The 14,291-nt window shown below is 48.0% G+C and carries 10 protein-coding genes; 4 read left to right on the top strand and 6 right to left on the bottom strand.

Annotation, left to right across the window (positions count from 1 at the left end; all coding sequences use genetic code 11):
* Positions 1–114: 114 nt before the first annotated feature.
* Positions 115–2,022, bottom strand: coding sequence for an alpha-amylase family glycosyl hydrolase (locus ACJJIR_RS01900; protein WP_444907132.1), 1,908 nt, complete (start codon positions 2,020–2,022; stop codon positions 115–117).
* 51 nt (positions 2,023–2,073) lie between these two features.
* Positions 2,074–4,515 (bottom strand): glycoside hydrolase family 31 protein, encoded by a 2,442-nt coding sequence (locus ACJJIR_RS01905; protein WP_444907133.1) that lies wholly within the window; start codon positions 4,513–4,515, stop codon positions 2,074–2,076.
* Positions 4,516–4,701: 186 nt separating this feature from the next.
* Here ACJJIR_RS01905 and ACJJIR_RS01910 point away from each other — a divergent pair, with 186 nt between their 5' ends.
* Both ACJJIR_RS01910 and ACJJIR_RS01915 read left to right on the top strand, forming a co-directional pair.
* Complete coding sequence (locus ACJJIR_RS01910; RefSeq protein ID WP_444907134.1) at positions 4,702–6,219, top strand: MFS transporter; 1,518 nt, start codon at positions 4,702–4,704, stop codon at positions 6,217–6,219.
* A 177-nt stretch (positions 6,220–6,396) separates the two neighbouring features.
* Positions 6,397–7,800, top strand: a complete 1,404-nt coding sequence (locus ACJJIR_RS01915) for an alanine/glycine:cation symporter family protein (protein ID WP_444907135.1) — start codon at positions 6,397–6,399, stop codon at positions 7,798–7,800.
* A gap of 67 nt (positions 7,801–7,867) precedes the next feature.
* On the opposite strand, the gene ACJJIR_RS01920 is transcribed toward ACJJIR_RS01915, so the two are convergent.
* Both ACJJIR_RS01920 and ACJJIR_RS01925 read right to left on the bottom strand, forming a co-directional pair.
* Complete coding sequence (locus tag ACJJIR_RS01920) at positions 7,868–8,314, bottom strand: L,D-transpeptidase family protein (RefSeq protein WP_238152069.1); 447 nt, start codon at positions 8,312–8,314, stop codon at positions 7,868–7,870.
* Positions 8,272–8,595 carry a hypothetical protein gene (locus ACJJIR_RS01925; RefSeq protein ID WP_444907136.1) on the bottom strand — a complete coding sequence of 108 codons (324 nt, stop codon included), beginning with the start codon at positions 8,593–8,595 and terminating at the stop codon, positions 8,272–8,274. Before ACJJIR_RS01925 ends, ACJJIR_RS01920 begins: the two co-directional genes overlap by 43 nt.
* An 811-nt stretch (positions 8,596–9,406) precedes the next feature.
* Between ACJJIR_RS01925 and ACJJIR_RS01930 the strand changes: the two genes are divergently transcribed.
* A complete protein-coding gene (locus tag ACJJIR_RS01930; protein ID WP_444907137.1) occupies positions 9,407–10,876 on the top strand; it encodes an aryl-sulfate sulfotransferase in 1,470 nt (489 codons plus the stop codon).
* 80 nt (positions 10,877–10,956) lie between these two features.
* Here the strand turns inward: ACJJIR_RS01930 and ACJJIR_RS01935 are convergent, their stop codons facing one another.
* The gene (locus ACJJIR_RS01935) at positions 10,957–12,015 is read right to left on the bottom strand and encodes a hypothetical protein (RefSeq protein WP_444907138.1); all 1,059 of its coding nucleotides are present in this window, start codon (positions 12,013–12,015) and stop codon (positions 10,957–10,959) included.
* Positions 12,016–12,312: 297 nt separating this feature from the next.
* Between ACJJIR_RS01935 and ACJJIR_RS01940 the strand changes: the two genes are divergently transcribed.
* Positions 12,313–12,627, top strand: coding sequence for a cupin domain-containing protein (locus tag ACJJIR_RS01940; RefSeq protein WP_444907139.1), 315 nt, complete (start codon positions 12,313–12,315; stop codon positions 12,625–12,627).
* An 805-nt stretch (positions 12,628–13,432) separates the two neighbouring features.
* On the opposite strand, the gene ACJJIR_RS01945 is transcribed toward ACJJIR_RS01940, so the two are convergent.
* A complete protein-coding gene (locus tag ACJJIR_RS01945) occupies positions 13,433–14,263 on the bottom strand; it encodes a polyphosphate kinase 2 family protein (RefSeq protein ID WP_444907140.1) in 831 nt (276 codons plus the stop codon).
* Between the last annotated feature and the right edge of the window lie 28 nt (positions 14,264–14,291).

A 14,291-nucleotide genomic window follows, 5' to 3' on the forward strand; every position in this document is an offset into this window, starting at 1 on the left:
ATGGTTAGGGATTGTCGGGATTATGTTGTGAGAAGGGGGGTAGGGTGGGTATAAATTGCTGTGCTTAAGCGTTCCTGGAGGGGAGTAGTCCCCTCCAGGGCTGAGTGGCTATTTCTAGGGAGCAGCGGATATTGCAAAGATATGGCTTTCGTAGGGGGCCAACTGGATCTTTGTGGAGGCTTGGTCTTTTTCCAAGATAAGGTTTGCCACCTTATTGGATATCTGGCTTTCAGCCAGGTAGCTGCCCGGTTGTAGTTTCCAGGCCTCTAGAAGTGCTGTAGGCAACTGAAAATCAAACTCCACTGCCCTGTTATCGAAGTTGGCGATTACCAACAATTTTTCATGTTCACTCCAGCGGGCAAAGGAGAATTGTTTTTCCCCATAGCCAGAGTTTTGCTTGCGGTTGTAGCTGTGCAAGTCCAGGTAATCGCCAAGTAAGGCCGGGCTCTGTTTGGAGAAATTAAGCAGGCGCTGGTAGAAGATGCGCAGCTCTTTTTCTTCTTTTGTCAGCAGTGCAGTGTCAAAAGCGCCCTCATTGTTCCAGCGGCGCACACTGGGTACTGACCAGTAGTCGAAAATGGTGGTGCGGCTGGCTTTGCCGAAGCCGGTATCTTTGTTGGCGGGTTCTCCTAACTCCTGGCCAAAGTAAACCAAGGTAGGGGCTGGAGAGAGCGTGGCAGACACCAGTATTGCAGGTTTGCCTGCCTCTGGGTTGCCAGAAAATTGTGGGCTGGCAATACGCTGCTCGTCGTGGTTCTCCATAAAGCGCAACATATGAGAGGAAATATCTACCAGGCTTGCCTGTACCTCTGCGATTTTATCTGCGCTGCCCTTGTTCTCCATGACCGCACGAATAGCGTCGTAAGTACCGACTTTATCGTAGAGATAATCCATTTTGCCCAGATGCAGATAATCCCGATAGCGCTCTGGAGTATAGATTTCGGCAAGTAACAGTGTGTTGGGGTTGCGCATTTTGATGGAGGAATTCAGGTAGCTCCAGAATTCTACCGGCACCATACCGGCCATATCATAGCGGAATCCGTCCACGCCAAAGTCCAGCCAGTAGTGGGCGATATCGCGGAATTTTTTCCAGGTATCCGGGACTTTCTTGTCTGCCCAAAACTGGGCGTGGGCCCGGTAGTCGCGCTCGGCATACTCCTGGGGTAGCTCAGAAAAGTTCTTGCTGTTATCGGGGCGAACGCCAAAATTAATTTTGACGGTTTCATACCAGTCGTGCATGGCAGGTTGTGCACTGCGCGCGCCATTACCGGTCCATTTAGCTGGACTCTCTACAAACTGCCCATCGACAAGATCATTGGCTTCGCCATTGAGTGGCTGATAACTGTCTTCTGCAACGGGCACGCGGAAGTCTTCGCCCACCACATAGTAGAAATTGTTGTTGCGGGCGTAGGTGACCTGGGTGTTGTCGCCAGCTCCAAAATCCTGCACGCCTTGGGGCTTATCGAGAGAATGATAGGCGCGGGCTACATGGTTAGGCACTATATCGATAATTACTTTCAGGCCGGCCGCGTGGCTGCGTTCCACCAGTGCGCGGAATTCCTGTAATCGCTCTGCTGGGTTATTGGCCAGGTCCGGGTTTACGCTGTAGTAATCCTTGATGGCATAGGGAGAGCCGGCGCGGCCTTTGACCACATCTGGATCATCGTTACTGATACCGTATTCCGTATAGTCGCCAACGAGCGCGTGGTGCAGGGCGCCGGTGTACCAGATATGGGTGGCGCCCAGCGCGTGGATTTCATTCAGTGCTTTTGGGGTAAAGTCGGAGAACTTGCCCACACCATTCTCTTCGAGTGTGCCCCAGGGTTTGTTGGTACTGTTAGTGTTGCCAAATAAGCGCGGTAGCACTTGGTAGATAACGGCTTTTTTCTCCGCAACTTTTTCAGCGGGCTGTATTTCTTCCGGGCTGCTCTCCTGGCTGCAGCCGGCAGTGCCGAATAGAGCAGCGCCCAGTAGGGAAGCCGAAAGGAGTTTGGCAATAAACAGGGAATGTAACTTCTTCATTGTTTCCTGATGACTTTAAATTTTTTTGTCAGTGAACAGCGGTTTGCTGAATTATTGATTTTTGAGCACTAAATCCAGCGGTTCTTTGTGCCAGTCAAATTTAACCAGCAGTTGCTGCTTGCGCTTGTTGTACCAGGCCCCACGGGGTGCCTGAGCAAAGTCTTTTTCACTGTCGAAAATAGGCAGGGATTCGCCGGTAACATCGAGCTGCGCAGGCACTTGTTGCCAGTTGTGGATCTTTAAATTGACCTTGCGGGATTCCGGCATACCGGTATAACCGTCTCCTTCACGCTTAAAGGCGAAGGTTAAACCCTGCTGTTTGTTTTCCGCTGAGAAATGCAGCTTCTCGTATTTGCCTTTTTCAAAAGCCTGCGCGGTAGCGCCATCATCTTCATAAACATAGCGCTCGGACTTTGCTGCTGATGGGTGCGCGTAGTAGTCCAGGATCAGGTTTTTACTGGAGTAATCGCGGCTGCTGTGAATATCGTCAATGGTGGGAATAATGGCGCCGGCCCGCACCAGTACAGGGATCGTTTTCAGGTTCACCTCTACCAGGGCCTGATCGCCAGAATATTGTTCATCAGTCCAGTAATCGAACCAGGTGCCGCCGGGCAGTTTTACCGCGACCTCATCCACATCTTCTTCCACGACCGGGGCAACGAGGAAGTCCTGTCCCCACAGGTAGGCATCCTTGTAGTCCAGGAGAGACAGATCACTTTCGTTTTCGAAAAACAGCGGGCGCATCAGTGGCATGCCGGTCTGGCTGTTTTCGAAGGCGAGGGTGTAGTTGTAGGGCAGCAGGCGATAGCGCAGTTTTACATATTCGCGCAGGATATCGCGGGTGCGGCGATCGTGGAAAACCGGTTCAGAGGCAATATGCTCCTGGGCGTGCGGGCGGTAAACCGGTTGGAATACGCCGTACTGTAACCAGCGGATGTAGAGTTCGCGGTCAAATTTCTCACCGCCGGCAAAGCCGCCCAGGTCTGAATGGGTGTAGCCAAAGCCCAGCAAGCCCATACTCAGAGCCAATTCCACCTGGGGCTGTAAGCCACCCCATTCCCGAGCGACGTCGCCGGTCCAGGGGATCATGCCGTAGCGCTGGGAGCCGGCAAAACCGGAGCGCATCATAATAAAGGGGCGACGCTCAGGGTGCTTTGCCGTTTGGCGTTCGTGCAGTAATTGCGCCCAGGCGTGGCCGAAGGCGTTGTGGATTTCATCGGCCATACCGATTGCGTGAACGGTATCGGAGGGGTGAACTTCCGGTTCACCCAAGTCGCCCCACCAGCCGGCTACGCCCTGTTCCAATAACCCGTCGTAAATATTCCAGAACCAGTCGCGGCCATCTTCAGAGAAGACATCGATCAGGCCGGTATTGCCGAAATAGAAATTAAAACGCTTGGGCTCTCCGGCCAGGTTTTTGGCCAGGGCATTATTCGCCACGGCTTCCTGCCAGCGCTCGGAGGTGGAGAGGACAAAAGGTTCGGTCACCAGGATGGTATTGATGCCGCGTTTTTTAAGGTTGGCCATCATCTTTTCTGGTTCGGGAAAGGCTTCCTTGTCCCAAGCCAGGTTGCCCATATGGCCTTTGATATCCGGGCCAAACCAGTAGAGGTCCAACACCAGGGCGTCCAGGGGGAAATCTTCTTCGGCAAACTTATCCACGGTTGCGCGGACTTCAGCTTCGCTGTGATAGCCAAAGCGCGAGGCGAAGTTACCCAGGGCCCAACGGGGTGGCAGGGGCTGTTTGCCGGTGGTGGATACATAATTTTCCAGCAACTGTGGATAAGTCTCACCGGCTACCACGATGTAAGCGGTGCGCCCGGCTACAGCTTCAAATTGCAGGATATCTTCTTCGTTTGCGCCCAGATCCAGGGTGCCGGTGGCAGAGTTGTCGAACAGCAGAATGTATTTGTTGCTGGACAGTACTGCTGGCAGGGAAAAATACATCTGGTTGGATTCGGTGGTGTATCCGTAATGGGCACGGTTATATAGGGGCAGGCGTTGACCGCGGCGGTCCATCCCCATAACCCGCTCTCCGCCACCCAGCAGTTTTTCCTCTGGCGACAGTGCGAAACGGAATCCGCGCATCGTCTCGGTGGCAAAGAAACCACTCTCTTCACTCAGGATTTGTTCGCTACCGCGCAAGTACTCGATTCGGAAGGGAGACTTGTGGATGACTGCAGTAAGCGAGCCAGTGCGGTAAACGAGCTTGTCCCCTTTTTGCTTCAGCGTAGCCTCGTGTCGGCCGGCAGAATCGCTGGCCAACGCAAATGAGGGCAACTGCTTCAGGCCTTCGCGGCGATAGTGCACCGATAGCGCTGACGGACCAACCGGGGTGAGGGTGACCTCGCCCTCACTCGTCTGTACAGTTAGTGAGTCTTCGCTCATGGTGTGATCGCGGTAGTTGCGCTGTTCAGCGGCCAGGGATTGAGCGCTCAGGCAGAGTGTAGCTGCGAGACACACCAGGCGCAGGAGTGGGAGTTTTAGGATCATCGCGCGGGACTTCAGTTGCTTGATTAGGATTCACAGTTTCGTGTTGGCCCGGTGTATACGCATGGGCCTGAGTTTATCCTAAAGCGAAGGATCTGGCCCGCATCCTCCCCTATGGGGGAGGATGGATGCTCCGGGAGTGCGTGTGAGAATGGCAGAATAAGCATAACTAGTGATGCGGTGACCTCTATGACCCAATCAGCAAGCAGCGCCGTTGCGCCGCAAGCCCAGCAACCGCGCTTGCCCTTTTGGCAGGTGTGGAATGTCAGTCTCGGTTTTCTCGGGGTGCAATTTGGCTTTTCTCTGCAAAATGCCAATGCCAGTAGAATCTTGTCTGATCTGGGGGCGGACCTTCACTCCCTGTCTCTATTCTGGATAGTGGCGCCGCTCATGGGACTGATCGTACAGCCGATCGTGGGTTCAGCTTCGGACCGGACCTGGAGTCGCTTCGGTCGCCGCAACCCCTTTATCCTTTTTGGTGCCATCGCCGCAGCCCTGGGGATGGCGTTTATGCCCAATGCCGGGATTGTGGTGGCGATAGTGGCCCCAATTATTTTCGGCGGCGTTATGTTGGCCCTGATGGACGCGGCCTTTAACGTGACCATGCAGCCTTTCCGCGCCCTGGTATCCGACATGGTGCCATCAGAGCAGCGCACCCTGGGTTACTCGATACAGTCTTTGCTGATTAACATTGGCGCCATCTTCGGCTCCATGTTGCCATTCATCCTGACTAATGTGATTGGTCTGGAAAATACTGCCCGTGCGGGAGAGGTGGCGCCCTCCGTTATATGGGCTTTCTATATCGGCGCCACAGTGCTGCTGGGTAGTGTGTTGTGGACTGTGCTGCGTACCAAGGAGTATCCGCCAGAGCAGTACAATGCCTATAAAGGTCTCGACTCCGCGCAACTTGAGCGGGAGAGACAGCAAAAAGCCTCACTGCCAAAGCGCTTGATCGGTTTTTTCCAACTGCTAATTAAAATGCCGCGCACTATGCGCCAGCTGGCCCTGGTGCAATTCTTCTCCTGGTTTGCCCTGTTTATTATGTGGGTTTACACCACGCCTGCGATCACTCAGCATGTTTGGGGAGTGGAAGCCAAGTGGTTTGATCCCGCCTATCTGGAAAGCGTCAAAGAAATTCCCGCACATATCGCTGCCGCTAAGGGTGCTGCCGGTGACTGGGTAGGAATTATTTTTGCTGCTTACTCCCTGTTTGCAGCGATCTTCTCTATTGTCCTGGCCCGTTTGTCTCAGGTGCTGGGGCGTAAGCTCACTTATTCCCTATCGCTGGCACTGGGCGGTTTGGGATACATCAGCTTCCTGTTCTTCCAGGGGGGCGATCCCACACAGGTGAATCTGTTGATTACAGAAGTTTCCGTACCCAGTGGCGCCCTGGGATTATTGCTACCGATGGTGGGTGTGGGCATTGCCTGGGCCGCTATTCTGGCGATGCCCTATGCGATCCTCTCCGACTCACTGCCGGCGGATAAGACCGGTGTTTATATGGGGATTTTTAATTTCACTATCGCCGCACCACAAATTGTTTCTGCCCTGGTAGCTGGCTTGATATTGAAAACAGTTTTCGAAAACCAGGCAATTTACATCATTGTTCTGGCGGGGGTGTGTATGTTGCTTGGCGCTATATCGGTGGCGCTGGTGAGGGAGAGTTCAGAACCCGAGCCCGCATTAAAGGCAACTACTACAGCTTGATAAAAAGTTGTAAAAGATTGTTAAAAAAGCCCCTATTTGGGGCTTTTTTATTGCCGGGATTCCAGGTTTTCCTAAAGTTTTCGCATTTATGAGGCTGCGGAGTTTTATGGCGGCATTTTGACAGTCTGGTGTGAGCGTACCTAGACTGGGCGAATCTCACCGGAAATGATTTAAATTATGTCGATATTCCCTGCTATTGATCAGGCATTAGAGGCTTTTGCCAGTTTTGTCTGGGGTCCCCCCTTATTGGTGCTACTCGTTGGTGGAGGCCTCGCGCTATTAATCTATTCTCGTGGCCGTCCCTACCGCCATCTTGGGCACAGTATTGGGCTTTTAAGTGGCCGATACGATGACCCCAATGACCCTGGACAAGTGAATCACAGCCAAGCGCTATCCACAGCGCTTTCGGGAACCCTGGGACTTGGCAATATTTCTGGGGTTGCCATCGCAATTACGATTGGTGGGCCTGGGGCGATTTTCTGGATGTGGGTAACCGCCCTGGTGGGGGTCGCTACCAAGTTTTATACAGCGACGCTGGCGGTGATGTTTCGCGGTCGCGATGCCTCCGGGGAACTGCAAGGTGGCCCCATGTATGTTATTCGCGAGGGGTTGGGCCGACGCTGGATGCCGCTCGCGGTACTGTTTGCCGTGGCGGGACTCTGCGGTATGTTGCCGGTGTTTCAGTCCAATCAAACCACGCAGCTATTGCGAGAGTCTTTTGCTGAGCCCTTGGGTTGGGTAGCACCCGGAGGTTCACTCACTTTTGATTTTGTTATTGGCTTATTAATTGCTGTTGCATCGGCCTACGTTATTGCCGGTCGTATCCAGCGTATCGGTAAATTCTCCGCAAGAGTAGTGCCGGGCATGGTACTGTTTTATCTGGGCATGACCCTTGTGGTGATTGCCAGCTTCTGGGAGCAGGTACCGGCAGCATTTGCGCTGATCTTCTCGGATGCTTTCAGTGGTCAAGCTATTGCTGGAGGTACTCTGGGTTCGGTAATCACAGTAGGGGTAAGCCGGGGCGCATTTTCCAATGAGGCGGGTATAGGCACGGAGTCTTTGGCCCATGGTGCAGCGAAAACCCGCGAGCCAGTTCGAGAAGGCGTGGTTGCCATGCTGGGCCCCATTGTAGATACACTGGTTATCTGCACTTGCACTGCCCTGGTGATACTACTGACTGGCGCTTGGCAGCAGGAAGGGGATATTGCCGGCGTTACCCTGACTGCACAGGCATTTTCTCAGGTGTTTGGGCAGTTCGGCCCAATTTTGCTACTGCTAATGGTCCTTCCGCTGGCTTTCAGCACTATCGTTACCTGCTGGTATTACGGCATGAAATGCTATGTTTTTCTTTTCGGTGGCCGCTGGCAGGGTCTTTATACCGGACTCTACATGGTGCTGATTATATTGGGTGCGGTGGCTTCTTTAAGTGCCGTAAACAGCATCATCATCGGGATGTATGCAGTAATGGCGATTCCAACAATGGTGTCTACTTTATTACTGGCGAGGCATGTTAATCGAGCGGCTCACGATTATTTTACCCGTATGGATTTAACAAAGAGAAAAGAGGCCGAGGCTTCCTAATTAAAAAAGGCGGACTAAATAGTCCGCCTTTTTTATGCGTGGTAAAAATTTACCTGTTACTTCCAACTTAAGGCACCACGGACACCTTGGTACCAACCTTGGCGTGGGCATAAAAAATCTTAGCCATATGCCAGGGGATACGAATACAGCCATGAGAGGCGGGATATCCCGGGACGTGGCCGGCATGCATGGTAACGGGGCCATTGATACGCATCATGTAATCCATAGATGCCCCGCGGAATCGAGAACCCGCAGGTTTGCGGTGGCGGCGCACATCCACATTGCTGCGCATTACATAGCCCCGTGGGCTGATGTAGTGACCGTACAGATTTGATCGATGGCTGTATTTCTTCTGTGAAATACGGAAGTTACCGGTAGGTGTGCGGTGTCCGGGTTTGCCAGTAGATACTGGGGACATACCGGCCAGACGCCCGCCCTTATAGAAGTATGCCATTTGATCACTGAGGTCGATCACAATACGCGGTGTTCCCTGAATATTGGATTTAAACCACATATGGCGGCTATGCCGTGGATTCGCCGCGTATCTGGAATGAGTTCCGTATCTGGAGTGAGCCCGATAATTCCTGTTGTATCGGGAATGCGCCCTGTAATTTCTGTTGTATCGGGGGTGTGCTCTGTAGTCCCGGTTGTGCCTTGAGTGCGATCTGTAATTCCTGCTATGCCGTGAATTTGCTCGGTAGTCCCTGCTATACCTGGAGTGTGCTCCGTAGTTTCCATGTCCATGTTGAGCGCTGTATCTCGAGTTATAGCGGGAATTGGAATAATCCACGGCATAGGTCAGTGGGGCAAGAATTGCAGATCCCACAATCACTACGGCAGCGGCGAATGATGATTTTTTGCGTAGAGATCCCTTCTGTTTCGTGGAAATGGATTGATGATTTTGCAGCGAAGATCGGCTATGCATTACACACCTCTCTACTACCAGTGGGCCGTGTAAACAACCGTGGATTTTGAATCCAGCTACAGTTTGTCTTAGGGCAAGTACTTCTGCCCTTCTACAGGGACAAGTCCATAGCTGGTGATTTCCCCAAAGCAGATAACCGTATACTCGGCCTCGGCTGCGGGTTGGTACTGCGGCGGTATGAACCACTACAAGTCCAAGGGATGGTAAGGTGGGTCTTAAGGGCTGGTGACAACAAAAAGGAATATACTGAGGTTCTCTTAGAGGATGCTCTTCTAGTTGTTAGTGATTTTGAGGAATTTTGTCTTAGTTGTTAAGGTTTTATGAGTTATCTACCGTAACTTGCGAGTCAATTTCCAGCGTTCTTGAATCACACCAGAATAATAGAAATAGCTTTCAAAAAGTTATTGTTATTTATTTCATCTTAGTAAGTGTCGCAACTATACCGTTATCCACATTTATCCCATTTCTCATATTTGTTGTGAAGGCCTTTGCGCATTAGAAAATTTAATAAAGAAATTTTCTTTTCGGGATCGCTCAAAATATTTCTTTCTGGTTTGAAAACCAAGTAAACGAATCCACCCTTTTTGCGTTATGTGATAGCTGATTATTGGAAGCTCCCCTGAAAATGAAATACCAGGGTAGGGATGATTACTTTTAATATTTATTAAATAGGATTTGGCTATGACTGGAAGATCGAAGTTACCCATATTTTTTCTAGTATGTATTGTAATGCTGTACAGCAATCCGGGCGTGAGTGTTGAGGTAGAGCAAGCGAATGAAGCTCTGCTTGCTTTGGATGACGAAGTAGAATTAATCCTTTCGATGCATCCACTAAATAGTTTAATGGTGAATGCGCAAGTATCGACTAGCAGTGAGTCGCGAGTGGCGATCAGGATCAACTCGGCGGTAACCGACCGTCGGCGAACAAATTATACCGACTGGGGCACAGAGCATGATATGACCCTAGTAGGTTTAAGGGCCGATACCACTTACCGTTTTACTGCACTGGCAATGCTGGAAAGTGGAGACGTTGTGCAGAGTTCGACTATTTCTTTCAAGACTGGTTCGTTACCTGAAGGCGCTCCCCCAGTTGAGGTAACTACATTTACAGAGCAAAGCGAAGGAGGTGTAACTATTTTTGCACCTTCAGGTGACAGGGATAATACCTTTTGGGGATTCGATGAAGAGGGTGAGGTTGTTTGGTACCTCCACGGAGACATTCCTCTCACCGGAGCTCCGGTTGTGCGCAATTTACAGGATGGCAATTTAATGTTGCTGTTGGATCAGGAAGCAAGGATTATCTCCTTTGCTGGTGAAACGCTGCAATCATTTGAGCTGCCAGCCTATCACCACGATGCAATTCTTCTTGAAAATGGAAATCTACTGGTATTAACAAACGCCTATGAAACAATTGATGGTCAATTGATAAAAGGAGATGCGATTCTTGAAGTGGATGGGCAGGGCAATACTGTATGGGAATGGTCTGCATTCGATCATCTCGATACTCAGCGTTTCCCCGGTGAGTTAGCCAGTCGAGAAGCGAGCAATGGTGCGCTGGATTGGACTCACTCTAACTCGTTACACTATATTTCTGCCGATAATTCGATTTTACTGTCAAGTCGCTCTCAAAGCTGGGTGGTCAATATTGATCATAATAGTGGCGAAGTAAACTGGATTATGGGTAGGGATTTGGATACTTCCGAGGGATTTCTTGAGAAATTATTTTCATTGCAAGATGGCACCTGGATGGCTTCTCAGCATGCAGCTATGCTTGCGTCAGACGGAGACATTCTGATTTACGATAATAGGAATGAGTCCGAATACAGTGGTGAGGTCTATAATAGCCGCGCAGTGAAATTCTCTTTAAACACAGAGGAAATGGTGGCAGTGCAAACTTGGGAGTACGTTGCACCAAAGTACACCAATTCTTTAGGGGATGTAGATGAACTTCCCGGTGGGAATATTCTACTTTGCGCGGGCGGCCCATCCAGTGCTAGTACCGGCAACAATAGAGATGCATATATTGTTGAAGTTGCCGGCGATCAGACTGCAGAAACGGTTTGGGAGATGATAGTCAATGATACGAGTGTATATCGTGCTGAGCGTTTTACTTGGAATGATATATCAGTGGTAAGTGATTTATCGCTTTAGATCCTCTAAATAGTTAGGCGCCAGTAACATACTTTGTTGCTGGCGATTCTTATTAAAGGACTTCTAACCAGATTTGGCAATCAGTGCTCTATAGCATTGATTATGTTTCTAAAGCGGTATTCCCCCAGTAACTGTTGAATATCACTAGATAGGGCTTGAAGTGTTTTAATTAAATATGGCTTTAGCGTGATAATGTTAGGCTTTTTTTTGGGAAGTGTATGATTTGATGGAAACAGTTCTTCACCTCCTTCGAGGAACTCATCATTTATTTTTTTATTTTCCTGTGAATATCGATCTAAAAAATTAGCTCTATCTTCATCAGAGTTCCATAGGTGTGGTGATCTTGGTAGTGTTCGCTTGATTATATTTTGTGTATTGCTAGATTTTATCCATTTCAATAGTTTTGCATTTTCAGATTTTGAGTGTATTTGCTGGTTTAATATCTGTTTTAAAGCGGCCTCTTCATTTGATAGGCTCTCTCTTATGATTTTGTTAGAGTTTGGTAGGCCGGAAATCCCTAGAGCACGAAAGAAATTAACTGGTAGGTCGCCATTACATAGCTGCTCGTAAATGAGTATTTGTATATTGGGAAAGAACTTTTTGAATGCTGCTATATTTTTATAAAAGTTCAGATTTCTACCTTCTATCTTTGATAGGAACTCCTTGAATGACAGTTTCGCTAGTGGAGATACTCCTTTCATAATATGTTCTTTGTAGAGAGACTGGGCAAAATTATCTTGTCTGCGCAAGGTTAAGATGATTTTAGTTTGCTCTGGGGGTAATGTGTTGGAGAGCTGTTCTAAATAATGGTGCCGAGACTCAATCCAGGAGCAATCTTTTGTTTTATAAGTATGTCGACAAATAGGCTCTGCACTAATTAATAGATCAAGGTTGTTTTTCTGCGATTTTGACTTCCAATCATATGCTAGCAACTTTCCTCTGGAGATAGGTGGACTTTCAGGGTGATCGGAAAATGAGTGTGCAAAAAGATGGTGACCCTTATCTATGCTAATTAAATTTCGATGAATAATGGGGTATAAAATACCTTTACTTCTTAACAGCCTTCTATATTTATAGGCGTAACATTGTATTGCTGTGGTGCCGGTTTTATGTAGCCCTGAATGTAAATATATAGTCATTATATGTTCTTTGTGTTTTATGGATCGTGATCTGGTATCTGCTGCTGTTTAATAGGTGCTCATATCTATTTCGAATGATCTATTTTATATTTTATGTGAGTGTTGTGTTTTGGGGGCGTCAAAGAGCCAATATTGAAGGTTTAGTAAAAGATATTCTATTTTTTGGTCTCGGGCTCATTTTGATTTCGGTTGGCGTATGTTTTTCTATATTAATCCCGATCGTGGAGCCCATTAGTTCTAGTATAGTTGTATTTTTGTAAATTTTCGTTCATGCCGATTTAATGTTAGGGGAGACTTATGGGTAATTTTTTCACTCAACTACCAGGTGATCACTCTAGGGAGCATTTTGAGAGTTTGCTAGAGGGGAAAAGCTGCAGGGTTGAGCGGATTATATCTTACGGGCAGTCCTCGCCGGAAAAAGGGTGGTATGATCAAGATGAGCATGAGTGGGTGTTAGTACTTTCCGGTTATGGTGTTATTGAAATGGAAAATGGTGAGAGGCACCACCTGGGGAAGGGGGATAACTTGTTGATTAGGGCAAATCAAAGGCACCGGGTGGTGGAGACAGCTGCAGATGAGGCCACTATATGGTTGGCAGTTTTCTTTCAGTGAAGCAGTTATCTTTTAAGATATAAATCTTATGAGCTCCTATCAAGAGTTCTATACCTACCAATGTAAATCGGATCTAAAGTCCTCTGACGAGTTAGTATTGTTAGCTTTAAGACAGGTGTGTCTACTGACTAGCAGGTCAGCCTGTGCATATCTCCATATACCGAAGAGGCCTGTTAAAATTTTCGGGGCTTTGCTTAAATTGGATAGCTTTAATTTGGTCTGATCGTTTGATACCAAGTCAAATCCTTTTCTGCCAGGTAGTTTATACTACCTGGTTTTTTATTTTAGTCTTACGTCAAGCAGTGATATCTGCATAGATTTTATAAAATTTTATTTTTGGTTATCTATAATCAGATCGACGGCTGGAGTATCTAGCGGTTATACCCTATGTATGTCTATTCGAGAGGTCTTTTTTATGGGCTAGGCCTTGGGGTGAATTTTTTATAGAAAACTATGCTGCAGTATATTTAGTACTAGGACGAAAAGCTTCAATAGTTATGGGTGGATAAATTCTGCGATAGAAGATAATTTCATTATCCCTGATTATGAATTTGGGTGAACGATATACAGTTATTTGCTACTGATAACAATTGAATACTTATTTGGGGTCAGTGGCCAGAGGAAAATGATACTGCAGCTGATTTCGTATTGAGGCAGAGTGACTTTGTATAATTTATTGAGAATGACGGCGAGCTGCCCAGCGCATCCACTTTAATTCCTCTGATAGAAATCTATGATTAAAAGATAACTTGTTTATTAAAGGTTTAAGGAATAATAGAACCTTAATTTTTTAGCTTTTAATTTGTTAAGAATTCTTAAGTTGATGATACTTGGTTTTTATCTCTTCCAGGTTGACAGTGGGGGCAGGGAACTGTGGATTTAATTTTTTTAATGCTTCAGAAATAATCGAGGCTACGGCCAAGTCCCGGAACCATTTGTGGTTTGCGGGGATAACAAACCAGGGCGCGTATTCGGTGCTGCATTGATTTAGCATATCTTCAAAAGCACATATATACTCATCCCAATATTTTGCCTCAGTATAATCACTTTCGCTGATTTTCCACTGTTTGGCGGGATCATCAATACGTTGCTTGAATCTATCCAACTGCTCATCCTGGCTGATATAAAGGAAAAATTTCAGTATTATTGTGTTGCTTTCAGAGAGTAATTTTTCAAAGTTGTTAATTTGTTCATAGCGTTCGCTCCAAATGTCCATCGGAACCAGACTATGCACTCGCTCAATCAGTACGCCCTCATACTGAGAGCGGTTAAAGATTGATATATGCCCCCGGGCAGGGGTTACTTTGTGATATCGCCATAAGAAATCATGCTCGCTCTCTTCTTTTGAAGGTTCCTTAAAGGAAGTCGCTCTACACATTTGTGGATTTGTTGCGCCTAATACATGCTTGATGGTGCCATCTTTCCCCGAGGCATCTATTCCCTGCAAGCAGATAAGTAGAGATGTTTTACGCTCAGCGTAAAGCTTGTAAGTGAATGAACGTATCTGCTCATCTATACGCTGGGTATCTGGGAGTGCCTCTTCACGACTTTCGTAACAATGTTTGAAGCCCGGATCTATATCGGAGAGCTTTATCTTGCTGTCAGGCTTTACCCTGAAATCTTCGAAACAATTCATAGTTCGACTGCCTACCTTTTTAGGCTTT

It is taken from the genome of Microbulbifer maximicatervae (SeqCode) (assembly GCF_052467385.1).